The sequence below is a fragment of the Psychrobacter sp. CAL346-MNA-CIBAN-0220 genome (genome assembly GCF_040309805.1).
Classification (GTDB): Bacteria; Pseudomonadota; Gammaproteobacteria; order Pseudomonadales; family Moraxellaceae; genus Psychrobacter.
The window spans coordinates 420,532-445,762 of record NZ_JBEOPF010000001.1; the positions used below are offsets into that span (position 1 = coordinate 420,532).

Below are 25,231 nucleotides of genomic sequence, written 5' to 3' on the forward strand. Positions count from 1 at the left end.
TACTTTATAAGTGCTTATAAACAATTATGCTCGTTCTAGCTTACGTGAAAGCGCCCAAGCCGCATCAGTACGCAAACTTTGTGCTTGTTCAGACTTACCACTGCTCAATGATGACCATTGCGGCTTACCTCGGGCTTTTTTAAGCTCATTAGGTAACTTATTTGTCGGCCAAGGGGTTATAAGAGTAGCATCATCACCAGTATTTGTATCATCATAAGAATTAGGATTTTGCGAACCGTCACCACTATATAACATTTGGGTGGCATCAGTAGCGGCATGACCACGATGGCGTAGGGCAGTCAGTAAGTCTATCGCACGGGTAGCCAACAAGGTTATCGTAGCAGGGTCAATATATAAGCGCTTTACGCCCGATATTTTATCCGCGATACTGCTAGTATTAGACAATAATCCCCCCGCGATACCACCTAGTGCAGCACCCAATCCCAATGTCGTGCCTAAAGCAGCTGCATCAAACCCTAATCCCAATAAAGCGCCAGCAGCAGCACCCGAAGTCGTACGAATACCATAGCTCTTGAGCAATTCGGGATTAAAGGGGTCTTGCTGATAGGCTTGCAATTCAAGTGGGGTTGCTGCTACGGCATTATCATAAAACTTATATGAATTTAATAGCTTATGCTGCATAGCACGCTCGCTTTGGCGTACCGCTTCTTGCATTTGCTGTAATACCGGCAGCGGGTCGTCATCATCGCTAATCTCGCGGACAAAGGCGGCGACATTTAATAAAAAGTCCGCAATAATAATATTGGCCTCATCATATAGCTGGGCCCAGTCTTCAGTCCGGCGTTGTATCAACTGCTCGAGCATTTCTGCATGGGTAAGCATAGTAGCCAGACTTTGCCACAATCGTATTTCATCTGAGAATTCAAAAGCTACAGAATCAAAACGGGTTGAAATATGCAAGTTACGACGTGCCAGCATGGTCTGCCACTCGTCGATATTGGCATCTTGGCTGTCAGTGAAGTTAAATACGGGCATGACCGGAATCGCCGCCCATGACAAAATAGCCAATTCGTCCTTATATTTACCCAGCACTGGCTCGCGCGCATCAACCACATAAATTGCCATATCACTTGCCAGTAACTGGCGGATAACCTTTGCTTCTTGGCTATAGTCGTTGTATCCATAATCGTCTAAGCTGTCAGCACCGTTAGCCCCAGATGCAATGTCTGCTGCCAAAAATTGTTGTAAACGCTCAATTCCATCACGGCGACTGGCGGTGTTATCTTCCAGCCAATCCATCAATCCGGAGGCATCTTCCAATCCGGGTGTATCATATAGAGAGACCAATACATCGCCTGTTTGACTGTCAGTCAACTGAGCGCGCTCCACATGGCGGGTAGTGGCTGCTTCGTTTTTTACTTCCCCAAAATAAACATCACGCAGTAGGGTACGCAATACTGAGGTCTTTCCAGTATTGGTATGACCAACGACTGCCAGTTTTAATGGCTCACCACTAGCAATAGTGGTTTTATTACGCGTTGTCGTTTCAAGTGACAATTCTGAGGTTAAGATAGAGTAAGGGTCAGTCGTACTGTTAGTGTTTTGATCCTTATTAATATTAATAGGCTGCTCTTTGTTTTGTTCAGATGGTGCAGCATAAGCTTTATCAGCAAAGAGACTTGTCGGCTGATTGGTATTATTGTTATTCATGCCCACATCTTTATTATCATCACGGTTCATAATAGTGTCTTACATTATTAGTGTTGAAAGTTAAGCTCTTTATTAAAGGTTAGCTTAAATAATAAAATAGCATCAATCGCCTGCTGAACCCAGATATGTTTGGTATTAAACCGTGCCTGGTGGGCTAAACAATACTTTGAGTTTATTTTTAAGGCCTTTTGTCTGAAAAAACCTTTGCCACATACGATAGAACACTGAAAATATTAAATGGAAAATATTATCATGACTGGTTTCACCAACAGCGCCGTAGCTTACTGGATTATTAATAGCGTCCTCTTCTACATAAGTGCCAAACCAGCGGTCAAAAATAATGATGACTCCGCCATAGTTTTGATCAATATAGTCGCCATTGGTACCATGATGGGCACGGTGATTGGATGGGGTATCAAAGACGTATTCAATCCATCTTGGAAACTTGCCAACCGTTTCGGTATGAATAAAAAATTGATAAATTAAATCTAACGCGTAGAAGAAAAACACCCAAACTGGGTGCACGCCAAGCAGCATCAGTGGGACGAAGAATAACCACCAGCCGGTAACCGAATACAGCAAACTTTGGCGCATGGCAGTAGATAGATTCATCTGATCATCGGAGTGATGCACTACATGTGCTGACCAAAACCAGTTGATTCGATGTGAGCTGCGATGAAACCAGTAATAACAAAACTCGACGGCGATAAAGATTGGAATTGCGGTTAGCCAGGTCACATCAATGGTAAACAGACGATATTGATATAACCATAAGCAAATCGGCAACACTATCAACGCTTGAATAATTAACTCAAAGCTTAAGTAAGATCCGCCTAAGCTAAAGTTAGTCGCCGCGCGTCGCCAGTTAAAGGAATCACTGCGCCCACGTTTAGACTGATAAAACCACTCTGCCAAAAACAATAAGAAAAACGGAGCACCCATCAACGGCAATAACCATTCTTGCCAGTGTGTTGGTAAAATACTGGTAAGCAGCGACTGCCATGACTCAGGAGCAAACGCGAGAATACTCTGATTCAGCGTGTCTTTATAGCCCTCTAAGGTCTGACCGTACTGACTCAAATTTATCAAATTACTGCTTAAGCCAGTATCTGAATGACTACTGTTATCTGATATTGCCATATCATCCCACCACTTATCGATTGTTACCTGACGTCCCTGTCATTTTAATATACGGCTAAACCCTTAAAAAATCAGCATTTGTTGTGAATGCTGACGTCATTAGACAGCAGATACTGTGTTTTAATAATTATTAACCAAGCCAATCTTTCGCTCAGAAAGCGCCGTTTGCCATTGTTGCTGGCGAATATCTTTTGGCGATATCATTTCTGTCTCTGATTCAGGCTGATTAGGAACAGTGTCGTTGTTTAACAGCTGAACGATAAGACCATGCTTAGCATGAGTGGCAATTTGATCCAGTTTACGCAGTGTACCGCGATCTGGCAGCGCTTTATTATGAATACCCAGTAGTACTTGGACCGAATGTTGCTCTAAATAAGCGATTAAGCGGGTCATATCCTCACGATCATCAACGATACCGAAATTTTCTATCTCGTTCTCTATCTTATGTTCATTGCGGCTATTATTAGAAAGTTCGAGACCTACCTGCCACCATTTTTCCTGGTTGGACGGGTATTCCAGTAAAGCGACTAACTTCTTGCCAGCACTAACAGTCGCTTTTGGAGCGACAGGTGCGGCAACTTCAATGAAATCATCGGCATCGACCACATGACGTTGCCAAAAATTCAGGATTTTTTGATAATAGGGTAGTTTTATATCTAAACGCATCTTTTTACGGCGGAACATCAGCGCACAAAATGCCCAAGCAATCGCGCGCGGTACGATGCCATACATCAGCAGGCTACCAACTAACAAGCTTGCCCACTGTCTTGCCACTGACAAAGGCAGAGCATCAGTCACTAAGCGACTTTGTACAATAGCCGTATTATCAGGCACATCAAAACCCACCATGCTAGGTAACCAGCCCAGCAGGTGAGTAAGGGTAATTAGTGCCTGATCAGATAGTAATGTCGACTCCCAGCTAAAACTATACTGCCGTACGATTAACAAAAATATAATGGCAAAAAGCATACCGGTTAGGGTCGCAAGCCACAACTGATGGCTGAATTTTCCCAGATACCAGCGCATACCACTATGCTGGAGTTGCTGCTCATATAAGCCAACTGCCGCTTGCGTGATATCGTCTTTACCGCGAATAAGGTGGCTTGGACTCACAAAACTCGCAAACCAATTCGAGGATTGCTTACCCTGATTAACCAGGGTTAATACTAGCCAGCCGACTAGCATAATCGTATGAAAACCTAGCAAACAGACCAATACATAAAAGAAATTGACCACATTGGCCTGTAGTAAGGTAAACAAACCTAAAAACCCTGACACACACCAGACGACGCTCATGACTATCATGATGCCCTTAATACGTCCGTCAATCTTACCGAGCACTCGTGCCAGCGCACCATTACTATCAATACGCGAGGCGCGACGATGCAGCTTTTGAATGGGAGACCCGTCTTCTACTTGCAATTTTTCGGTGACCAGTAACGGATCAGTTGCAAAAACGTGCTGCGCGGTCTCAAGGGTTCGCACCAGCTCAGTCAGTTGGTCTTGGGGTGATAGCATGATGGAATAATATCCGTATAGAAGTGCACATTAAAAATCGTTAAGACAGCCAAAAAATGAGCCATAAAGTTATAACGTAATCAGGCACATAGCTATTGTAGCGCATTTACTCACGTTAACATTTTTGTTGTTAAGTAAGTATAAATACACAAATAATCTAAAAACCTGACCATATGGTCAAAAAATAACTGGCAGTTATTATAAATACACGCTATTCTAAAAGTGAGTGATAAACGGGCTATCATAAATAAAAAAAAGAGCAATAGAAAATAAGTCATCCATTACCTCAATACTTGCAATCACAGTAGAAGACAGTTTTGATGCTCCTGCATCGATGCTCCGTAAAATTCTAACTACTTTTAAAAAATTTGCAAAAATAAAGAAGTGTGAGAGAGGTGCCCACACTCTCTAATCATGAATCCAGCTCACACACTGTTCTTGATTAGGAGCTAAGGCTTCCATCTCCATGTTGAATATAAAAAGTTGATTTTTGCTTAATATTTAAAAATTAGACTATTTTAAAATCACTCACATTTATTTCTACACCACTAATGATATGTCAGTCAGGACATATTAAAAAATATCATGCAGGGAGCACGCGTAATTATGGATATGAAATCCACCTCTCAACAAACACTCGCACGGCCAGAAGATGAAAATCTAGGCGTTGGTGCCAATATTGCTTATGGTTTTCAGCATGTACTCACCATGTATGGTGGTATTATCGCTGTACCGCTGATTGTTGGACAAGCGGCTGGGCTACTACCAGCTGAAATTGGTTTATTGATTGCCGCCTCTTTATTTATTGGCGGTATTGCAACATTATTACAGACTCTTGGTGTACCATTCTTTGGTTGTCAGCTGCCACTGGTACAAGGGGTGTCTTTTGCGAGTGTTGCGACCGTTGTTGCCATTGTGACCTCGGGGGGCGGGCTACCTTCGGTATTTGGTGCTGTTATTGCCGCCTCGGCTCTTGGCTTTTTAATTACGCCTATTTTCTCCCAAATTATTAAGTTCTTTCCGCCACTGGTAACCGGCACAGTCATTACCACGATTGGTTTGACCTTGATGCCCGTAGCTGCACGTTGGGCAATGGGTGGCAATAGCAACTTACCTGAATTTGGTAGCGTGACCAATATTGGTCTGGCCGGCTTTACGTTATTAATGGTATTGCTGCTAAGCAAGCTGGGTAATGCAGCTATCAGTCGCTTATCGATCTTGCTTGCTATGGTCATTGGTACCTTTACTGCTTGGGCTTTTGGTTTGGTTAACTTCTCCGGCATTACCACTGGTTCTATCTTCGCCTTTCCCACACCTTTCCATTTTGGCGCCCCTACCTTTGAGATTGCTGCCATCGTTTCTATGTTTATTGTGGTATTGGTTATTTTAGTAGAAACCTCAGCAGATATTTTGGCGGTTGGCGATATTATTGAGACTAAAGTTGACTCAAAACGTTTAGGTAATGGTCTACGCGCTGATATGGCGGCAAGTATGATTGCACCACTATTTGGTTCTTTCACTCAAAGTGCCTTTGCACAAAACGTTGGTTTGGTAGCTGTAACAGGCGTTAAGAGCCGTTTTGTCGTGGCTTATGCGGGTATTATTCTAGTGGTTTTAGGCTTGATGCCGATTATGGGTCGCGTGATTGCAACCGTTCCAACTGCCGTTTTAGGCGGCGCGGGCATCGTACTATTCGGTACCGTAGCAGCCAGTGGTATTCGTACTTTGGCACAGGTCAGCTATACCAATAATATGAACCTTATTATTGTTGCTACCTCTATCGGCTTTGGTATGTTACCGATTGCGGCGCCATCGTTTTATGATCAATTTCCAGACTGGTTCGCGACTATTTTTCACTCAGGTATCAGCTCTGCGGCAATTATGGCTATCTTCTTAAACTTGTTATTTAACCACTTAAAAATAGGTAACTCAGATCAACAGTCGGTATTTGTAGCTGGTACCCAAGACCGGTCAGTACGTCCTGCTGCCATTATAGATTTGACCGAAGGCGATTACTTCACTGAAGGTAAACTATTCGATTGTGACGGCAAAGAGATTCCTGTGGTATCAGTAGAAGGGGCAGAAGCGCCACGTTCTGCGGCTCATCATTAACCACTGCTTATTAACAGTGATAAACGGTCTTAATAACGTATCACTTTCTATTAATTTAGCCGCCCAATGAGGCGGCTTTTTTAGGGGGTATAAGTGCTCAATACCTAGTCTTTCTTAGGGTAGTAACGCCATAATAGAAAGCAGTACAGTGCTTCTTTCTTAATACTGCATGTTTCAACCCGAATAAATTGATAACATAAAATTATGAGTCATGGTAAAAGGTAAAAAATTCAGTCAAAATATATGATGAGTAATCTATCAATCGTCACAACAATGAGGAATGCTTTATGAATCCTAAAACTTATCTTATTATCGGCGGTACGGGCGGTATCGGGCAAGCTATGGTTAAGCAGCTGGTAGCAACTACCGCTAAGGAGAAAGGTAGCAAAGAAGAAGACAATATTCGTGTCTTTGCTACTTACCATAGGCGCATACCTGATTTTGAGGCGGACAATCTGCATTGGCTACAAATGGATGTCAGTGATGAAAATAGTATAAAACAAGCTTCAGAGGCTATTGAAAAACAGAGCCCGCATCTTGATTGGATCATTAACTGCGTGGGGCTACTGCATACTGATAAATCGCAACCTGAAAAAGCACTTAGACAGGTGGAAACTGATTTTTTCTTACAAAACATGCAAGTCAATGCTTTAGCGGGTTTACTCATTGCCAAGCACTTTAGATCATTATTGGCCAAATCGACGCGCAGTAATGACCACCCTGCTATTTTTGCAACCATATCAGCGCGGGTGGGTAGTATCAGTGACAATCAAATGGGCGGCTGGTATAGCTACCGGATGAGTAAAGCGGCGCTCAATATGGGTATGAAAAACCTCAGTATCGAATGGGGCCGGGCGCTCAAAGACGTCTGCGTGGTAGTCATGCAGCCGGGTACGGTTAACACTCAGCTGTCGGCCCCATTCCAGGCCAATGTTGCCGATGGACACTTATTCTCGCCTGCTTATAGCGCAGAGTGCTTACTGGAAGTACTGACAGGTATGAACGCCAGTCAATCCGGTAGTTTTGTTGATTGGGCAGGTGAGTCAATACCGTGGTAAGCCCACGGTATTGACTTATTATCATTTGAAGGTGGTTTTGACAGCTAAACAAGCGCCCTAATTAATGACAAATAAATCCATAAATTCATTCACGGGCGTTTGTTCTAATGTGTCTTGGTCGCTACATAGCGAGACAATGGCATCACAATGACTGTCGATAAACCTAGTAGCAAGACTGGCTTGGAACTTGGCCTCTAATACGGGTATACCTTCTTCGCGGCGACGTTTATGACCGATTGGGTATTCAACCGCGACTTTATCAGTGCTAGTACCATCTTTAAAAAATATTTGAATGGCATTAGCAATAGAGCGCTTGCTGGGGTCATGGTAATCTTGTGAATAGCGCGTATCTTCTTCTACCACCATTTTGCCACGTAGCTCATCGATTGATAGATGCTGCTCATGATAGTCATCTTCATAGTTTTCTGCCATCAGATCACCGGTTAACAGGGGCACAGCAACCATATATTGTAGGCAATGGTCACGATCAGCAGGATTGGCCAGCGCGCCCTCTTTTGAGATGATTCGAATCGCCGAATCATGAGTGGTTAACACAATTTTTTCAATATCGTCAATTCTATCTTCGACCATGGGATGTAGAATGACTGCCGCTTCACACGCGGTCTGCGCATGAAATTCAGCGGGAAAGCTTATTTTAAATAAGATATTTTCCATCACATAACTGCCAAAGTCACGCTGGAATTTAAAGCGACGTTCGCTTTCAGGCTTAGTCGCTAAGTCTTTATTGGTGTGGCTAAATAGCACATCATAAAATCCCCATTGTGCAGCCGTCAGGGCACTAGGTATTCCCATCTCTCCCCGTTTGGTAATGTCTACCAAGCGCACAGCACGGCTGGTGGCATCGCCTGCAGCCCATGACTTTCGGCTACCTGCATTAGGAGTGTGACGATAGGTACGCAGTGCTTGGCCATCAACAATAGCTTGCGATAAGGCTGCCATGATACGCTCGCGTGGTAGCTCATATAGCTTGGCGACTACTGCTGTTGATGCCAGCTTCACTAAGAACACATGATCCAGTCCAACGCGGTTAAAGGAGTTTTCTAACGCTATTATCCCTTGGATTTCGTGCGCCATAATCATGGCCTCTAACACAGTTTTCATCGTCAGCGCGGCACGCCCTTGGCTGACATTTTTCTGACTGATATAATCCGCTACGGCTAAAATACCGCCTAAGTTATCCGAGGGATGACCCCATTCGGCAGCAAGCCAAGTGTCATTATAATCAAGCCAGCGTACCATACAGCCAATATCAAAGGCCGCTTTAATAGGATCAAGTCGATGAGACGTTCCAGGAACACGCGCACCGTAAGGGGTAATTTGATCGGCACAATTTGGCCCCAAATGCTTGGTACATTCAGGGAAACGCAGTGCTAGCAATCCACAGCCAATGGTGTCCATCAGACAATAGCGTGCAGTATTCCAAGCGACTTCACGGTTTGGAGAGTCGTCGTCTATAGAGTAATTTAAAACATAATCGGCTATTTTTTGAATCTCGGTGTCATACTCTGGACGGACGTTGCTTTCTACATTAGTCATAGTCATTTCTTCTTCCTCTTCCTTAAGTGAATTATCTTATCTATTGCTGATAATCATTGCTAATTAACAAGGTAACATACTCGATATAAAACAACAGTGAGATAGTGTACAACCAAGATAAGTCAGTTATCAGCCAGTAGTAACCCTTTGAATGAAACTATTTAAGCTTTGATGTCGTCTAAAATCATATGAATGTGTTCAATGCCCTCTTCAGCATAAACCAAACCATCACAGATAAAACCTAACGATTGGTAAAATTCAATTAAATAAGTTTGCGCAGAGATATGTATAGGTTGCTTGGGAAATTGGATATGGCAATAATCAATCGCCCATATCATCAATTGTCGTGCCAGCCCATAACCTCGGTAGTCAGCTACTACCAATACTCGACCGATACGGGGATAGCTGTGCGCTGTACTAGGCATATCTGGATGGTTAGTGATTACTGGCGCAAGTATCCGGCAATAGGCCAATACCTGCGCGGCATGGTTTTTATTGATATTTTGGCTATCTGTATCGTCTTGATATGCCGATAAGTGCATCGCCTCAAAATCGAGACCATCGGCATCAATATAAGAGCATTTTTGATCTTTAACAAAGACCTGTTCACGCGCTTGGATGATGTTATATATCTGATAGGCACTTAGCTCAGCAAAAGAGGTTAGTTGCCACGATACTGATGGTAGTGAAGGTTTGGTGTTCTGCATGGTAGTACTTGGCATAGTTTTAGATGACATCGTTTTTAGTTCTCCCTATTTATTAGATTGCTGATTTTATTATATACAAGCTACTCTATAACTTTGATTCTATAGTCAGTTCAAAATAAAATAGGCACAGATCCGATAATGCGCTGCTTGTATGAATTTCCCTCGCTTGCTGTGCGACTTCGTCACTCCAGAGGCTTCGAAAATTTTATCCTAGCCGCACTGTGGTTTTTTTAAAGTGAATCGAATATAAACTGCTTTAATGCCATCTAATAAATTGTTTAAACCATCAAATACAGCAGACCTAAAATAAATAAAGCCGCCATTATAAAAAGTAGAAAGCTTAGGATTTTGGTCGTGGTAGTGGCGGTATCCGCACTCTCTTTTTTTACTTTGACTTTTTTGACTATAAATAAAACCATTTTCACATGCTCAATACCATCTTCAAGATAGAATTCGCCTTCAGGAACAAACCCTAATGATTCATAGAAGCTAATTAAATAGGTCTGTGCTGAGATTATAATAGGTCTTTTTTTACCGAATTTTTTATAACAATAGGCAATAGCTTGAGTCATAATTTGTCTTGCTAGGCCGTGACCTCGATGCTCTAGCAGTACCAACACTCTACCTATAGCAGGAATAGATGGATTGGCTGAAGACTTGTTGGCAGAGTCCACTACTGAAAGATTAGACTGCAGTTTATTGAATTCAGGAGGAATGATTCGGCAGTAACCAACAAGGGCTTGATTTTGATGGGCGATAAGATGTAGGCAATCAAAATCAACCTCATCCATGTCTTGATAAGCACAATTTTGCTCGACCACAAATACCTGTGAGCGCGCTTTTAAAATATGGTACAGATCAACTGAGGTCAGCTCATCAAAAGTTTTTATAGAAAATTCATAGGACATAGTTAAATAGCTTCTGGCGACGTAGTGGGTATGAGATAGATTGTAAACAGCTCGGATACAGCAGGATTTTGTAAGTAGGCATTATAACGATTTAAGCCCTTACTAACCGTTTAAGATTTGATGGATAAGGTTTGACTGATTTTATCCAAATTTAGACTATCAGACATGGCGTTAAATATCTCAAAATAGTTACCGCGTTTATTATACAACGCTTCGTGCGTACCAGTCTCAACCACACGGCCGTTCTCTATTACGACTAAGTCATCAGCATCGATAATTTGGGCGATATTATGTGAGACCATAATCACCGTACGGTCTTTTTTAATCAAATCCAAGCTCTTTTTGACTTGCTGACTGGCGATCGCATCGAGGCTAGCGGTTGGCTCATCCAAAAACACAATCGGCGGATCCTTTAAAAACATTCTAGCCAACGCAATACGCTGCTGTTGTCCGCCTGATAAAGACTTGGCTTCGCTCTCATAACCCTTAGCTAAAGATATGACTTGTTCATGAATAGAGGCTTTTTTGGCAGCGACAACAATATCCTCATCGCTGGCTTTTATATCACCATAACGAATATTTTCACTGATAGTCCCTGAGAAAATATGATTGCTTTGTAATACCAAACCTATACGTTGACGCAACTCATGGGTATCACAATCTACCAAATCATGTCCATCTAAGCATATCGTACCCGCATCTGGCTCATAGAATTTCACCAGTAAGCTAATAATCGTGCTTTTACCAGCGCCACTTAAGCCAACCAACGCAGTAATGCGATTGGGTTTGATGGTAAAGCTAACATCTTTTAATGCTTGCGTCCCATTAGGATAAGTAAAATCGACATTTTTGAGTTCGATATGACCTTTTAAATCTTTGCTACTTACCCCGTCTATATTTTCAACTTGCTCATCAGCTTCTAGTATCTCAAAAAAACCTTCGGCATAGGTCAGCGCATTATTAATTTGATCATAGATACGATGTAATTGACGGATAGGGGCGGCGACATTCTGAAACAGTATCACATGAAATAAAATCATCCCGATGGTCATCTCACCCTTTAATACAAAGTAGGCGGTCAGTAGGATGATAACCACCACGCCAATTTGCTCGATAAAGGTTTTAATCGCGTCATAAATAAAACCTATGCTACGAATTCTAAGCTGATTGTCAGTCATCTCTTTTTGAATATTCAAGTGCTTCTCAGCCTCGATAGATTCACGGACAAACGATTTAACCACGCTAATGGAATTAATCAGGGAAATAACCAAGCCACTTTTGGCCTCTCTAAACCCGCGCATCTGCCGCCGAAAACCTTGCAAGCGCCGCGCTTGTTTTTGACTGATAAAGAAATATATCGGTATGATAATAAGACCGACTAGACCAATCCAAAAGTTGGTCGAAAACATAATAATTAGCGATACAAAGGCACTGGCAAACAGCGGCAACATATCGATAAAGAAATTTTGCACTAAACTCGTGAGACTACTAACCCCATAATCTATACGGGTTTGCAACTTGCCACTGTCGTTTTCGCTACTGGTATAAAAAGCCATGCGGTAGGTAAGGATGCGCTCGACAATGCGCTGTGACAAATCACGCGATAGATTAATACGAATCTTTTCACCAAAGTAGCGTTGTCCAAAAGAGATAAATATCGATAACACCTCTTTAGTCAATAGAATAACGCTGATGATGCCTAGCATCCGCAAACCTGCCTGCCAAGGGTCAGCTAAGGTCGCAATCTCGGTTAAGGTATCTACGGTATAACGCAATACAAAGGCATTCACCTGCGCGGTAAATGAGCCAAGCACCGTTAAAATAAGCGTGAAGATGATTAAGGTTCGGTAAGGCGCGGCAAATACCGCTAGTTTTTTAAGAATGTCCCATAGCAAAGCCCGGCGCTCAGTTTTTTTGAGCACAGGCTTATTTGGAGATAGCTTATCTAATGACACGCGGCTTGGTTGGGGAGAATTTGACATAGAGTTAATATAGAAAGATAGATTTGTATTTTAAAACAAATGCTCCTTTTTTGGGCCTTAAACTTGTTAATTTTTTTGGCTAATATATTCAGATTAGTCGTTTTGAAACGCTATAATCCAATAAAAGCCTCATATATGGAGGCTCTTACTGAATTTTCGGTTGCTTAATAAAAAGTAGTAATGCAAAAAGAAAATGACTGCTTATAATAACTATTTATATAAGCATCTACCCAATCCATTTCTTAACACCTTAATTAATAATCAAAAAGCATCGGCTGGTACAAAGACTTCACCAACCATTATCCGACGAGCAGAGCGGCTCATCGAGACTTTCTTAGCTTGCCAGCGCCCATCGACTTGTTCTGTTTTGCCGCCAACTAATAATGTGCCAGATGGATGACCAAAACGCACTTCAGACAACTCGCCAGCGCCTGCTGCTTGATTGACTAGCGTCCCTTGGGTGGTTGCCGCTGCCGCAATAGCTACTGCTGCCGTTCCCATCATCGCATGATGTAATTGTCCCATACTCATTGCTCGTACCACTAAATCGATTGACTCTGCCGATACGGTACTGCCACTAGATGCCATATAGCTGCTAGCCGGTGCAACCCACGCTAATTTTGGGGTATGTTGACGGGTTTGTGCCTCACTGACATCTGCAAATAGACCCATTGCCACGCCGCCATGAGCGCGAATGGTTTCAAGCTTATCTAATAAAGTAGTATCGCTATTGATATCACTTTGTAGTTCAGTACCCGTTAGCCCTAACTCTTCAGCTTTTAAGAAAATAGTCGGAATACCGGCACTAATAAAGGTTGCCTCAAAGCTACCAATGTTAGGCACATCGAATTTATCGACCAAATTACCGGTAGGGAACATCGCACTATCCCCATCTACAGGATCGATAAACTCAACTTTGACTTCAGCAGCAGGGAAGGTGACTCCGTCTAAGACAAAGTCGCCGGTTTCTTGTACTTGCACGTTTTGGTGTTCATCTGTATAAACAGGAATATGCGCGATAATCGTTTTGCTAATATTTTGTTGCCAAATACGTACCGCACAGATGCCATTAGCAGGGATGCGATCAGCAGCTACTAACCCCATATTAATAGCACAAGCGCCAACGGCTGCGGTTAAGTTACCGCAGTTACCGCTCCAATCAATCATGGGCTTGGCAATGTTAACTTGTCCAAACAAATAGTTCACATCATGGTTATTACTATCAGTAGGTGACAAAATAACGGTCTTTGAAGTACTGGAACTGCCATTACCTAAGCCATCTATTTGCTTACCATAAGGGTCTGGGCTACCGATGACGCGCAATAAGAAATTATCACGAGCTTTGCCCGCTTCCTGACAGCGCTCAGGCAAATCAGATAGTTTAAAGAACGTACCTTTTGACGTACCACCGCGCATATAGGTTGCGGGGACAGAGATTTGCGGGGCGAAAGACTGTGTTGGTTTAGAGTTTGATTGAGTCATTATGATAAGTCCTTTTTATGCTTATGATTTTATTGGTAAAATAGAATGGTATTGGTTATTTAATTTAGAATGAGAGCATCATAACAATAGAAAATTCGACACATACAATACCTACAACGCTAGCAGAGCCAAACGTAGATTTAGCGATTATTAATTAGATTATGGAGGACAATCCTGATGTATCTTATGAGTTCGTTAATCAGTTATTAATAGCCCAAGCAGAAGTCGATGCTGGCAGGATCGAGCGGTATAATTTTTAGAACGTAATGCCATCTCTACAGATCTACAGCTAATAATGATACCGACACGAAATAACGATCAGGTAGTTGTCATCGACCGCATAGACTAACCGATTAGCCTCATCGATACGCCGTGACCAAAATCCCGATAGATTTTCCTTTAACGGTTCAGGCTTACCAATACCTTCAAAAGGTATGCGCATACAGTCTGCTATGAGCTTGTTGATACGTTTTAGCGTTTTTTTATCTTGCGTCTGCCAATATACGTAATCCTTCCATGCAGCGTCCGTCCACGCTAACTGCTTACTCATCCTTTCTCACTCATGGCTTCACCTAAATCGACCATCAACTAAGCGTCTTCAGTATTGGCGTTGTCGACATTAACATCAATATCGTCAGTAATATCAGCTAGTTCATGTACTACCGTTTTACCTGCCTGATATTGCGCGATAGACTTCGCTAAATGAGCGGCATTAGCAGGTGACTTCAACAGATAGACTGTTTCCATCAAACTATTATAGTAATCAAGTGACATTACTACTGCGTCATCGGCATCACGGCGAGTAACGATAGTAGCGCTGGCGTCGTCATTCACCATATCTAAAACTGATTTTAGATGTTTTCTGGCTTCTGAAAAGCTAACAACTCTCATAATAGCCTCCTTAACTTGTACAATAAATAGTACATGTTACGCTATTTATGAGTAAACCTCAATATTACTAGCTTAATATTCTTAGATAGAAAAAGAGCCGACCCCATATAAACTATCTATACAACGTCGGCTCTCTTATCTTTTATGTTAATACTCTGCTAAGAAATTAAGCAATATCTAACGTACCATCGATAAACTCTTTGGCAAAGCGTTGGAGCATCCCGCCAGCGTTATACATTTTGACTTCATCAGCAGTATCTAAGCGGCAAATGATCGGTACCTCAAGCTTGCTACCATCAGTGCGGTTAATGACTAAAGTCATCAGCCCGCCAGCAGACACTTCACCAGTGACATCAAATACTTCTGAGCCATCAATATTTAAGGTATGACGATTTACGCCTTTTTCAAACTGTAACGGTAGGGCACCCATACCAACTAAGTTTTGACGATGGATACGCTCAAAGTCCTCAGCAACCACCGTTTCTACACCAGCTAGACGCACACCTTTGGCAGCCCAGTCACGGCTTGATCCTTGACCATAACCATCACCAGCGATAATAATAAGTGGTTGTTCACGGTTCATATAGGTTTCAATCGCTTCCCACATACGCATGACTTGACCTTCAGGCTCAACCTTGGCCAATGAGCCTTGGATAACGTCGCCTTTATCATCACGTACCATTTCATTGAGCAATTTAGGGTTAGCAAAAGTCGCACGCTGAGCGGTTAAGTGATCACCGCGATGGGTCGCATACGAGTTATAGTCTTCGCTTGGCAAGCCCATAGTATCAAGATATTCACCAGCAGCTGAATCACCTAAAATAGCATTCGACGGTGACATATGGTCGGTGGTGATGTTATCACCGAGTACCGCTAATGGGCGCATACCAGACAATGCATTTTTCTTCGCCATTTTGCCTTCCCAATAGGGTGGACGGCGGATATAAGTGGTCTGATCACGCCAGTTATATAATGGGCTTAAGGCTTTGCCCGTGTCTTTTTTGGCCTCATCAAACATCGGGATATAGACGGCATTGAACTGTTCAGGCTTCACTGCTTCTGCCACGATCGCGTCGACTTCGTCATCATCGAACCAGATATCTTTTAGGTAAACCTCATTGCCATCTTGGTCTTGGCCTAATGAATCTTTTTCGATATCAAAGCGAATGTTACCGGCGATGGCGTAAGCGATAACTAGGGGTGGTGACGCTAAGAATGCTTGCTTAGCATAAGGATGGATACGACCATCAAAGTTACGGTTACCGGATAGCACGGCGGTGGTGAATAAATCATTATCAATGATTTCTTTTTCGATATCAGGATCAAGTGCGCCGCTCATACCATTACAGGTCGTACAAGCAAAGCCAACCACGTCAAAGCCTATTTGCTGCATCTCAGACATCAGACCTGCTTCTTCTAGGTACATTTTTACGGTTTTAGAGCCAGGGGCTAATGATGTTTTTACCCAAGATTTACGTAATAAGCCTTTTGCATTGGCGTTACGAGCAACTAGACCAGCCGCAACCATATTGCGCGGATTAGAGGTATTGGTACAACTGGTAATCGCGGCAATAATAACCGCACCATCTGGCATCATGCCTTCTTTTGGTTCCGGTAACTTCTCATCAGCACCGTGAGCAATACCTTTGGCAACCAAATCAGTGGTTGAGACCCGGGCGTGCGGACGCGAAGGGCCAGCTAAGTTACGGACTACTGCTGATAAGTCAAACTCAAGGACGCGCGCGTATTCGGCTTTTTCCATGCCATCAGCCCATAGGCCGGTTTGCTTAGCATACTGCTCAACCAGCTTAATTTGTGCTTCGCTACGACCGGTAAGGCGTAGATAATCGATGGTTTGCTCATCGATATAGAACATTGCAGCCGTGGCGCCATATTCAGGGGTCATATTAGAGATAGAAGCCCGATCACCAACAGTCAGCTGGCGGGCACCATCACCAAAGAATTCAATATAAGTAGAAACTACGCCTTGGTTGCGTAAGAATTCAGCCATCGCCAAGACTAAATCAGTACCAGTAATACCTTTTTCTAATTTACCGGTTAGCTTAACGCCAACGAAATCTGGGAGGCGCATATAAGAGGGGTTGCCTAGCATGACGCTTTCAGCTTCCAATCCGCCAACACCGATAGAAATAACACCTAGCGCATCAACCATAGGAGTATGGCTATCAGTACCAACGAGGGTGTCAGCAAAGGCAACCTTGTAGCCATCTTTACCTTGTGCCACTTGAACGACTGGTGACATTTTCTCTAAGTTGATTTGGTGCATGATGCCGTTACCGGGTGGTACGACGTTGACGTTATCAAAGGCATACTCGCACCAGTTGATAAAGTGAAAGCGGTCATCATTACGGCGCTCTTCAATCGCACGGTTTTTCTCAAAGGCATTTTCTTCAAAGCCGGCATGTTCAACCGCCAGTGAATGATCGACAATCAATTGTGTCGGCACAATGGGGTTCACTTGAGAGGGATCACCACCTTGCTCAGCAATAGCATCACGTAGACCCGCTAAGTCAACAAAAGCGGTTTGCCCTAAAATATCATGACAGACCACACGCGCCGGATACCAAGGGAAATCAAGGTCTTGCTTGCCTTTAATATGCTGGGTCAAAGCAGCAGTCAAGTCTTCAGGTGGGCAACGGCGAACCAAGTTTTCACATAATACTTTTGAGCTATACGGTAGTTTGTCATACGCGCCAGCTTCAATATTCTCGACGGCTTCACGGGTATCGAAGTAATACAGATCCGTATCGGGTAATTGCTTTTTAAATCGCTCATTCATGGGCTGAATTAGAGTGTCCATAGAGTACCTTTGGCAGTTGGCTGGTTAAATGGGGGTTAATGAAAATAGGAAATTCTTTTAGAAAAACCAGTGCTGTGCTGTTGATATAATTAATGTCGTTACTAATAATGCGGGCAGGTTTTGCTAAAAAAACGTTGTAAAATAAAGTAGGACTTGTAGAAAAGATAAGCAGCGAGAAGGTTTAACTGCTCAGCCCGTGTTGATAAAGGACCAAACAGTTAAACGCGCTCTATTTATCATAAAGGGTTACGATAAATACTATAGGAGGACTAAATTAACGCGCGCTCATATCTGGTACTGAGCGCAATTCTTCACCGATATATTCCGCACTTGGGCGAATGATACGGTTATTGCCACGTTGCTCAAATACATGAGATGCCCAACCCGTTAGGCGTGAGCAAACAAAGATTGGCGTGAACAATTTAGTTGGAATACCCATGAAATGATAAGCTGAAGCATGGAAGAAATCGGCATTACAGAACAACTTCTTCTCGCGCCACATGACTTCTTCACAACGTACAGATACGGGGTAAAGTACATCATCACCAACGTCTGCCGCTAGTTTCTCAGCCCAACCTTTGATGACCACGTTACGTGGATCAGAATCGCTATAGATAGCATGACCAAAGCCCATAATTTTATCTTTACGCGCTAGCATCGCCATCATTTCTTTTTCAGCATCATCAGGTGAGCTAAAGCCTTCAATCATATCCATAGCCGCCTCATTAGCGCCGCCATGTAGAGGACCACGTAAGGTACCAATCGCGCCCGTAATACAAGAATGGATATCAGATAGCGTAGAGGCACAGACGCGCGCAGTAAAGGTTGAGGCGTTGAATTCGTGCTCAGCGTACAGAATTAATGAAACGTTCATCACTTTTTCATGCAGCTCTTTTGGCTTCTCACCTTTAAGCAGATGCAAGAAATGACCACCGATAGTCTCATCATCAGTTTCGGTTTCGATACGCTCATTATCATGAGTAAAGCGATACCAGTAGTTAATAATTGATGGGAATACGGCTAGCATACGATCTGCTTGGTCGTTTTCTTCTGCAAAATCCATTTCAGTTTCAAGATTACCTAGCATTGAGTTGCCAGTACGCAGCACATCCATCGGGTGCGAGTCAGCAGGGATACGCTCAAGCACATCTTTTAATGCTTGCGGTAGACCGCGTAAGCCTTTAAGTTTGGTTTGATAGGCATCAAGTTCGCTTTGAGTAGGCAGATTGCCATATAGCAGTAGATAAGCGACTTCTTCAAAAATGCATTTGTCTGCCAATTCTGACACATCATAACCGCGGTAAGTAAGACCTGAGCCCGACTTGCCAACGGTAGATAAAGCGGTCTTGCCAGCGACTTGACCGCGTAGGCCTGCGCCTGAAAGTTCTTTTTGTGCTGCCATGATAAATTCCTTTTGGTGGTAGCGTGTTGTTAAGTGATTGTTTTAAATACTATTTAAATCAATGGTGTTAATTAGTAACGATTAAGCGGTAAAAGATATTAATTACTTATTATCAGCGAACAGCTTGTCTAAAGTTTGCTCAAACTCGTGATAGTTCAAAAAGTCATAGAGCTCCATACGGGTCTGCATGGTATCAACGACCTTATCTTGGGTGCCGTCAGATAAGATGTGCTGATAGACATTGAGCGCGGCTTTATTCATCGCACGGAAAGCTGATAAAGGATACAGTACCATATCCACACCAACGCCATGTAATTGCTCGGTGGTATATAGATCGGTCTGACCAAACTCGGTCATGTTGGCCAGTACCGGAATATCAAGCACGTCGGTAAATTTACGGTACATCTCGATATCAGTTAAGGCTTCAGCAAAGATCATATCTGCGCCAGCTTCTTGAAACGCTACAGCGCGTTCAACAGCCGCATCAAGCCCTTCAACAGATAGCGCATCGGTACGTGCCATTACGACAAAGTCTTTATCAACTTTGGCATCAAGAGCGGCTTTTAGACGATCAACCATCTCTGAGATGCTAACGATTTCTTTATTTGGACGGTGACCACAGCGCTTTTGGGCGACCTGATCTTCGATATGTACCGCTGCCACGCCTGCTTTTTCCATTTTTCTGACTGTCTGCGCGATATTAAAAGCGCCACCAAAGCCGGTATCGATATCGACTAATAAGGGCGTATCAACGGCATCAGTAATACGGCGCGCATCTTCTAAGACATTATCAAGGCTAGTCATTCCTAAGTCTGGCAAGCCGAATGAAGCATTGGCGACGCCAGCACCAGAAAGATATAACGCTTGGTGACCGACTTGGGTCGCCATCATTGCGGTATAGGCGTTAATCGTACCAACGATTTGTAGCGGTTGGTTGTTGTCGTTTTTTTGTTTGATTGCACTGCGGAAGCGAGCGCCAGCTGATGGTAGGGTCATACGAGAATCCTTGCGTGAAGTGTGGTCTTATTATATAAATTTTAGGCGTGTTGTTTGTATGGTGCGTACTTAATTTTGTCTAACTTCGCCTCTATTCACTTAGAGTATACGCAATTACTCCTAGTTTTAAAGGATTAATTAAATCAAATTATTTATAAAAATTAAAAATTGTTGTTAGTAAAACTATTTTTATTCAAAAAATGAATAGTATTATGCATAATATGTTAGTTTGTTCTTCTAATTATGTATATTGACAAGATTAGGGGGTTTTATAAGTATTAGAAAATTACATTTAGTTACACTTAAAAGTTATAAATAAAAAACCTCCCACAGATGATCTAGAGGAGGTTTTTTATTATATATAGCTTTAAAAGCTACCATTTTGAGTGGATGTTTAACCAAACAAGCCGGCAAGATTGGCTAAGAATAACAGTGCAAAGCCACCTAAGAATATTAAACCTGCAATTGATAAGGCATTCATACCTACTGATAGTTTTTGATGGCTGCGAACGAGAGAGTAGTTGAGCCAGCCAAAGATAGGGGCGGAAACAAACGCTGATATCATGGCAAACTTAAGCATAGTGCCTAATTGTCCTGCAAAGAAGCTAATAATCACTAAACCACCACCAATGGCATAAGTGGTCCAAAAGGCGATTTGTTTTTTGTTAATCTCACTTTCGCCTTTAAGTAAGCGCCAACACTCAGCATTGGCACGTCCATAACCATCCGCACAAGTAATTGTAGTGCCAAACATACACATAAAGGCAATGAAGGCGACCAGCAATCTCGACCATTCACCAATGGTATTGGTATACATGCTAATCAGCTGATCGATATAAGCGCCGCCGGCAATCTGAATCTCTTGACCTGAACCATACTGAACAAAGACGCCGAGCGATAAGAAGAATAGTGCCAAAATAGCAGAGATTGAATAGCCGACATTAAAATCTAATAAGCCTTGACGGTGCGTCGTGTGATCGGCTTTCACTTTCGCTGAAGTCCACATAGAGGTAATCGCAGCAAATTCAAGTGGTGCTGGCATCCAACCCATTAGTGCCACAATAAAGCCTAAAGTAGCCAAATTCCAAGGGGAAGCGGCAACAAAGTCTACCGTCATAACGCTTGGCTTACCGGCAGCAATGATTACCGCAGCAACAGTCGCTGTCGTTAGCGCAATCATAATCCACTTCGTCAACCCGTCGAGCAGCTTATAATGACCGGCTATTAAAAATACCCAACATACCCCAGTCACTATTAATGCCAGCGTAATGGTTGAGAGCCCAACAGAAGCCGGCAGCATAAAGCCTAAAATCACGGCGGCAATCAAGGATACTGCACCGGTACTAATCACCGCTGATAAAATAGATAGGATGAAGTAGATCCAAAGATAGGCTTTTGAGCGCTTAGCATAACCGGCAATTAAACTTTCGCCAGTATCGTAGACATAGTCGGTACCGAAGCGAAAGAACGGATATTTAAAGACGTTAGCTAATATAATCATAATGGCTAATTGCCAGCCATATATCGCGCCAGCTTGGGTTGAGGAGATGAGATGCGAGCCACCAATAGCCGCCGTTGCCATTAAGATGCCTGGGCCAAAAATACGCCAACTGAAACCTTCTTGCGCTGCGTCCGCTGTTTCATCAGCATTATTGGGGCGTTCAGGGTTTTTAAATTGTTGTGCAGTCATGAATACCTCAAAATAATTAAAGTAGCAAGTTATCACTTACCTGTGAAATTCTTACCAGTAACCAATACATAAAAGTTTATGGATAGCAAATTTTATGGAATAACTTTATTTGATGGGTGACTTTAGCATACCTAACCTTGTACAGGATAATAATTATTATCCTTATTATTACTTTTATAGATGGTTAGGTATGAGATACATTTTTAGTAGAACGCTCTAAGGATATTTTTTATTAGATGGCATAGACGCTTGTCTTTGCTGAAAAATATATAGGCATAGAGTATTCATAATTGAATTTGATAGGTATCAAATAAACTGCTGTGGCCGATAGGTAATACCACGCTGCTCATAGACTTTATAAATCGCGCTGAGTAAATCAGGAATTTTAGGATGAATAAAATCTTTTAAGGTATGCAAATAAATAGGGGAGGTGACGTTTTCATGAATCAGACGCTGATAACTAATCTGCTCAGTGCGTACGGTTTGTAGGCTGGCAGGCACTAAGGTAATGCCTTCACCAGCAGCAACCAAACCCAGGGCCACTTGTAAATCACTCACTTTTGTAGTCATAAACGGCGAGATACCATACTGTGCAAACAAATGTAGTAATGGTTCAGTGACTGGCTCATGCTTACTCTTTAGACTGTTGTTCTCTGTAATGGTAGGGTGCGTAGTAGACATATGTATAGTAGAAGCGGGCAGATGGGTTTGATGATACAGAATCAGGCGATTATTGGCCAAATCAATCAAGCGCTGTTCGCGAACATGGGCAAGGGGGTGTGCTTTAGGAAGAGCCACCACATAGCGCTCATGGCGCAGTAATATTTGCTGTATCCAAGGGTCTTGATGCGCAAAACGACCAAACCCTATGTCAATTTCACCAGTTTTTAGCGCTTCGATCTGCTGATAAGAGCTAATATCTTTAAGATTGACTTCAATATCAGAGTTCTGATTGGAGCTATGGCGCTTTAAAGTTGCAATAATTTCGGGTAGTAAGCCATAGAGCACGGAGGGTACAAAGCCAATATTTAAGGCAATACTGGGCGCAGAGAGTCGCTGGGTCATACTAGTAACAGTATCCAGCTCTATTAACAGTGCGCTAACTTTATCATAAAAAAACAAACCCGCTTCTGTCAGCTGTAGTGGCCGATGATAACGATCTATTAATACCACACCTATATTAGTTTCTAATTGCTTGAGTAGTCGACTTAAACTTGGTTGGGACAAGCCCGTTGTTTTAGCCGCTGCACTGAAGCTTTGCAGGTCCGCAATAGCAATAAAGGCATTGAGCTGCTTTAGATCCATTTTTGTATATCCCATAGGACAGTATCCTTAATGCTAATATTTTATTATATAACGTAGATTGAATCAGGTTACTGGCATGGTTTTTATTTATACATAAAATATATCAGACGCTATGTATAGAAACTATAAAACAGCCAATCATAATGAGGATAATATCACTGAAGGCGTCGCTAGTAATCCAAAGTTAAATTCAAAGCCAAAAATCTCAAAAATTAATTTAATATCAAGAGAAACAGCCCAGCATTACAGCAATGATGACGCTGAGGCAAGTATCAGTTATGAGGGTTTAAGAGAAGAGGCGCAGAGTACCTTACATCGTGAGACTAAGGATTGATCCTAACTGCCAGTTATTGACTGAGTTGAAGCCTTGACATAGCTAGCTCTAAAATAGTCTATTTAACATAATATACATTATGCGAAAACAAACTAATGGTTCTTGGAATCGTCCAAACGTAATTTGCGCAGTGCTATCATAAACGTTGCTAAGTTATATCTGCTATTATTTTTAGAATTCAGTCTCTGTTGATTGCTTAGGACTTATTGTTGGTTAACAATTTAGTCAGTGACAGGTTTCAGTTAACCACAAGCTTCCATTAAGTAATCTTTTAATGAGCTACCTTCATCGTCTAAGATAACATCTGTTACTTGGCAATCTGTACTTTCATCAATACCATCACAGGACAAATCATAATAAATCTTACTGCCATGCGCTAAGCTGACCTTAACCAATCCTTGCGTGGTCATTGAAAACAGTTTGTCTTGCTCATAATCAGGATCTTGAGAATTCCATAAGACGTCGTAACCGATATGACAGGACATTTGCTCTCTAGCAAAGTAATCTCGCTCAGGTTGCATGGCCGCCTGTAGCTCTTGACTGGCATATCGTTCTAGCGTCACAGGATAATCTTGACCTTTGTTTTTCACGTCCTGCTGGTACATTTTTGTGATAGTAGCTATTTTTATAGCTGAATTCTTTTGCCTTAGCGCTGCTATATTTGCTGTGGCAATACTGGTAGCTACCAGCCCTATTATCAGCGTCAGTGTGAGTAATCCCAACTTTTGCATAGTGACCTATATAGACTCTCAAGCTCTAACTTTATGATTGTTGTCACTGATTACATCACGTTTACCTCATCAATTTTCTGCATTAGGTGGGTTTAAGGGCTAAAAACAATAATTTACACAGCACTTTCACAAATTTTGCTAATTTATTCTTATTATACTGTTTAGTATAATTAAACCGATATCTATTACTAGCTTATTCTAATATCTAATACGGTAAGGATGTTTTTATGACCATGCCTTTTATTTCTAAATTAGCAGCTGGTAGCTGTTTGGCGTTCCTGCTTACGGCAATGGGCTGTCAGTCTCCAACAACCACTGAATCAGAACCCAAACCTAATCATCAAAGCAGCAGTAATCAAGGTAATAGCCCATCAACGCTAATAAAACCTGATACTAGCCAGCAAACCCTCACCCAGCAAGCGTTACATATTCAGCAGGCACTGGCTAGCAAAGACTATGCCAGCATCACAGATGATATCCATCCGACACGCGGTGTACGGTTCTCAATGTATGCCTATGTGCATTTAGACAAAGACAAAGTTTTTAGTCGCGCGCAATTTTCCCAGTATTTAGAGGAATCAAAAGTTCGCTTTACTTGGGGCGAATTGGACGGTGTTGGCGAGGCATTGGTAGTGCCACTACCAGAATATTTAGATACTTGGATTGATGGTAAGAATTACAATAATGCTCGTATAACAGTCAATACTTTTGAATCTAGAGGTAATATGATTAATAACGTTAATGAAGCCTATCCACAGTCAGATGTGGTGGATTTTTATTACAAAGGCAGTGATAAATACGATGGTATAGATTGGCGTGGCATGCGTTTGGTATTTGGTGACTATCAAGGTAAGCGTTATCTAATCGCTATTATTAATGATCAATGGACGGTATAAAGCTTCGATTGTTTAGTAGTTACCTAATAA

The 25,231-nt window shown here is 42.3% G+C and carries 20 protein-coding genes; 4 read left to right on the top strand and 16 right to left on the bottom strand.

The genetic code is table 11. From position 1 onward, the window contains the following. Positions 1-24 precede the first annotated feature (24 nt). The 3 genes from AAEY88_RS01650 to AAEY88_RS01660 all read right to left on the bottom strand — a co-directional run bounded on the left by AAEY88_RS01650 (position 25) and on the right by AAEY88_RS01660 (position 4,329). Positions 25-1,701 (bottom strand): DUF3482 domain-containing protein, encoded by a 1,677-nt coding sequence (locus tag AAEY88_RS01650; protein ID WP_350558113.1) that lies wholly within the window; start codon positions 1,699-1,701, stop codon positions 25-27. A gap of 105 nt (positions 1,702-1,806) precedes the next feature. Continuing rightward, a complete protein-coding gene (locus tag AAEY88_RS01655; RefSeq protein WP_350558116.1) occupies positions 1,807-2,811 on the bottom strand; it encodes a sterol desaturase family protein in 1,005 nt (334 codons plus the stop codon). A gap of 120 nt (positions 2,812-2,931) precedes the next feature. Beyond that, positions 2,932-4,329, bottom strand: coding sequence for a DUF2868 domain-containing protein (locus AAEY88_RS01660; RefSeq protein ID WP_350558119.1), 1,398 nt, complete (start codon positions 4,327-4,329; stop codon positions 2,932-2,934). Positions 4,330-4,935: 606 nt separating this feature from the next. On the opposite strand from AAEY88_RS01660, the gene AAEY88_RS01665 reads away from it, so the two are divergent. Then, on the top strand, positions 4,936-6,441 hold the full coding sequence (locus AAEY88_RS01665; protein ID WP_350558122.1) for a nucleobase:cation symporter-2 family protein: 1,506 nt from the start codon (positions 4,936-4,938) through the stop codon (positions 6,439-6,441). Positions 6,442-6,728: 287 nt separating this feature from the next. After that, positions 6,729-7,499: an SDR family oxidoreductase gene (locus AAEY88_RS01670; RefSeq protein ID WP_350558125.1), complete on the top strand. Its 771-nt coding sequence runs from the start codon at positions 6,729-6,731 to the stop codon at positions 7,497-7,499. Between the two features lie 57 nt (positions 7,500-7,556). Here the strand turns inward: AAEY88_RS01670 and AAEY88_RS01675 are convergent, their stop codons facing one another. The 12 genes from AAEY88_RS01675 to AAEY88_RS01730 all read right to left on the bottom strand — a co-directional run bounded on the left by AAEY88_RS01675 (position 7,557) and on the right by AAEY88_RS01730 (position 23,240). Then, entirely contained in the window at positions 7,557-9,062 is a 1,506-nt protein-coding gene (locus tag AAEY88_RS01675; protein ID WP_350558128.1) for a bifunctional 2-methylcitrate dehydratase/aconitate hydratase, read from the bottom strand. A gap of 155 nt (positions 9,063-9,217) precedes the next feature. Continuing rightward, complete coding sequence (locus AAEY88_RS01680; RefSeq protein WP_350558131.1) at positions 9,218-9,793, bottom strand: GNAT family N-acetyltransferase; 576 nt, start codon at positions 9,791-9,793, stop codon at positions 9,218-9,220. 248 nt (positions 9,794-10,041) lie between these two features. Next, entirely contained in the window at positions 10,042-10,671 is a 630-nt protein-coding gene (locus tag AAEY88_RS01685; RefSeq protein ID WP_350558134.1) for a GNAT family N-acetyltransferase, read from the bottom strand. A 110-nt stretch (positions 10,672-10,781) separates the two neighbouring features. Continuing rightward, on the bottom strand, positions 10,782-12,653 hold the full coding sequence (locus tag AAEY88_RS01690; RefSeq protein ID WP_350558137.1) for an ABC transporter ATP-binding protein: 1,872 nt from the start codon (positions 12,651-12,653) through the stop codon (positions 10,782-10,784). A 261-nt stretch (positions 12,654-12,914) separates the two neighbouring features. Then, the gene (gene prpF / locus AAEY88_RS01695) at positions 12,915-14,135 is read right to left on the bottom strand and encodes a 2-methylaconitate cis-trans isomerase PrpF (RefSeq protein WP_350558140.1); all 1,221 of its coding nucleotides are present in this window, start codon (positions 14,133-14,135) and stop codon (positions 12,915-12,917) included. Positions 14,136-14,424: 289 nt separating this feature from the next. Beyond that, on the bottom strand, positions 14,425-14,685 hold the full coding sequence (locus tag AAEY88_RS01700) for a Txe/YoeB family addiction module toxin (RefSeq protein ID WP_350558143.1): 261 nt from the start codon (positions 14,683-14,685) through the stop codon (positions 14,425-14,427). A gap of 38 nt (positions 14,686-14,723) precedes the next feature. Then, entirely contained in the window at positions 14,724-15,026 is a 303-nt protein-coding gene (locus AAEY88_RS01705) for a type II toxin-antitoxin system prevent-host-death family antitoxin (RefSeq protein ID WP_350558146.1), read from the bottom strand. Between the two features lie 166 nt (positions 15,027-15,192). Next, positions 15,193-17,826 carry a Fe/S-dependent 2-methylisocitrate dehydratase AcnD gene (gene acnD, locus AAEY88_RS01710; protein ID WP_350560401.1) on the bottom strand — a complete coding sequence of 878 codons (2,634 nt, stop codon included), beginning with the start codon at positions 17,824-17,826 and terminating at the stop codon, positions 15,193-15,195. Positions 17,827-18,121: 295 nt separating this feature from the next. Further along, entirely contained in the window at positions 18,122-19,249 is a 1,128-nt protein-coding gene (gene prpC / locus AAEY88_RS01715) for a 2-methylcitrate synthase (protein WP_350558149.1), read from the bottom strand. 102 nt (positions 19,250-19,351) lie between these two features. Then, positions 19,352-20,245, bottom strand: a complete 894-nt coding sequence (gene prpB, locus AAEY88_RS01720; RefSeq protein ID WP_350558151.1) for a methylisocitrate lyase — start codon at positions 20,243-20,245, stop codon at positions 19,352-19,354. Between the two features lie 394 nt (positions 20,246-20,639). Further along, the gene (locus AAEY88_RS01725; RefSeq protein ID WP_350560403.1) at positions 20,640-21,827 is read right to left on the bottom strand and encodes a divalent metal cation transporter; all 1,188 of its coding nucleotides are present in this window, start codon (positions 21,825-21,827) and stop codon (positions 20,640-20,642) included. Between the two features lie 414 nt (positions 21,828-22,241). Beyond that, positions 22,242-23,240, bottom strand: coding sequence for a LysR family transcriptional regulator (locus AAEY88_RS01730; RefSeq protein WP_350560405.1), 999 nt, complete (start codon positions 23,238-23,240; stop codon positions 22,242-22,244). 112 nt (positions 23,241-23,352) lie between these two features. Between AAEY88_RS01730 and AAEY88_RS01735 the strand changes: the two genes are divergently transcribed. After that, a complete protein-coding gene (locus tag AAEY88_RS01735) occupies positions 23,353-23,574 on the top strand; it encodes a hypothetical protein (RefSeq protein WP_350558154.1) in 222 nt (73 codons plus the stop codon). A 242-nt stretch (positions 23,575-23,816) separates the two neighbouring features. On the opposite strand, the gene AAEY88_RS01740 is transcribed toward AAEY88_RS01735, so the two are convergent. Next, positions 23,817-24,164 carry a hypothetical protein gene (locus tag AAEY88_RS01740; protein WP_350558157.1) on the bottom strand — a complete coding sequence of 116 codons (348 nt, stop codon included), beginning with the start codon at positions 24,162-24,164 and terminating at the stop codon, positions 23,817-23,819. A 368-nt stretch (positions 24,165-24,532) separates the two neighbouring features. Here AAEY88_RS01740 and AAEY88_RS01745 point away from each other — a divergent pair, with 368 nt between their 5' ends. Beyond that, positions 24,533-25,201, top strand: a complete 669-nt coding sequence (locus tag AAEY88_RS01745; RefSeq protein ID WP_350558160.1) for a hypothetical protein — start codon at positions 24,533-24,535, stop codon at positions 25,199-25,201. The last annotated feature ends 30 nt before the right edge of the window (positions 25,202-25,231 follow it).

Bases quoted from the DNA above. Each gene is read 5' to 3' on its own strand.
- AAEY88_RS01650 (WP_350558113.1), bottom strand. From the start codon at position 1,701: ATGAACCGTGATGATAATAAAGATGTGGGCATGAATAACAATAATACC.
- AAEY88_RS01655 (WP_350558116.1), bottom strand. From the start codon at position 2,811: ATGGCAATATCAGATAACAGTAGTCATTCAGATACTGGCTTAAGCAGT.
- AAEY88_RS01660 (WP_350558119.1), bottom strand. From the start codon at position 4,329: ATGCTATCACCCCAAGACCAACTGACTGAGCTGGTGCGAACCCTTGAG.
- AAEY88_RS01665 (WP_350558122.1), top strand. From the start codon at position 4,936: ATGGATATGAAATCCACCTCTCAACAAACACTCGCACGGCCAGAAGAT.
- AAEY88_RS01670 (WP_350558125.1), top strand. From the start codon at position 6,729: ATGAATCCTAAAACTTATCTTATTATCGGCGGTACGGGCGGTATCGGG.
- AAEY88_RS01675 (WP_350558128.1), bottom strand. From the start codon at position 9,062: ATGACTATGACTAATGTAGAAAGCAACGTCCGTCCAGAGTATGACACC.
- AAEY88_RS01680 (WP_350558131.1), bottom strand. From the start codon at position 9,793: ATGTCATCTAAAACTATGCCAAGTACTACCATGCAGAACACCAAACCT.
- AAEY88_RS01685 (WP_350558134.1), bottom strand. From the start codon at position 10,671: ATGTCCTATGAATTTTCTATAAAAACTTTTGATGAGCTGACCTCAGTT.
- AAEY88_RS01690 (WP_350558137.1), bottom strand. From the start codon at position 12,653: ATGTCAAATTCTCCCCAACCAAGCCGCGTGTCATTAGATAAGCTATCT.
- prpF (WP_350558140.1), bottom strand. From the start codon at position 14,135: ATGACTCAATCAAACTCTAAACCAACACAGTCTTTCGCCCCGCAAATC.
- AAEY88_RS01700 (WP_350558143.1), bottom strand. From the start codon at position 14,685: ATGAGTAAGCAGTTAGCGTGGACGGACGCTGCATGGAAGGATTACGTA.
- AAEY88_RS01705 (WP_350558146.1), bottom strand. From the start codon at position 15,026: ATGAGAGTTGTTAGCTTTTCAGAAGCCAGAAAACATCTAAAATCAGTT.
- acnD (WP_350560401.1), bottom strand. From the start codon at position 17,826: ATGAATGAGCGATTTAAAAAGCAATTACCCGATACGGATCTGTATTAC.
- prpC (WP_350558149.1), bottom strand. From the start codon at position 19,249: ATGGCAGCACAAAAAGAACTTTCAGGCGCAGGCCTACGCGGTCAAGTC.
- prpB (WP_350558151.1), bottom strand. From the start codon at position 20,245: ATGACCCTACCATCAGCTGGCGCTCGCTTCCGCAGTGCAATCAAACAA.
- AAEY88_RS01725 (WP_350560403.1), bottom strand. From the start codon at position 21,827: ATGGCAACGGCGGCTATTGGTGGCTCGCATCTCATCTCCTCAACCCAA.
- AAEY88_RS01730 (WP_350560405.1), bottom strand. From the start codon at position 23,240: ATGGATCTAAAGCAGCTCAATGCCTTTATTGCTATTGCGGACCTGCAA.
- AAEY88_RS01735 (WP_350558154.1), top strand. From the start codon at position 23,353: ATGTATAGAAACTATAAAACAGCCAATCATAATGAGGATAATATCACT.
- AAEY88_RS01745 (WP_350558160.1), top strand. From the start codon at position 24,533: ATGACCATGCCTTTTATTTCTAAATTAGCAGCTGGTAGCTGTTTGGCG.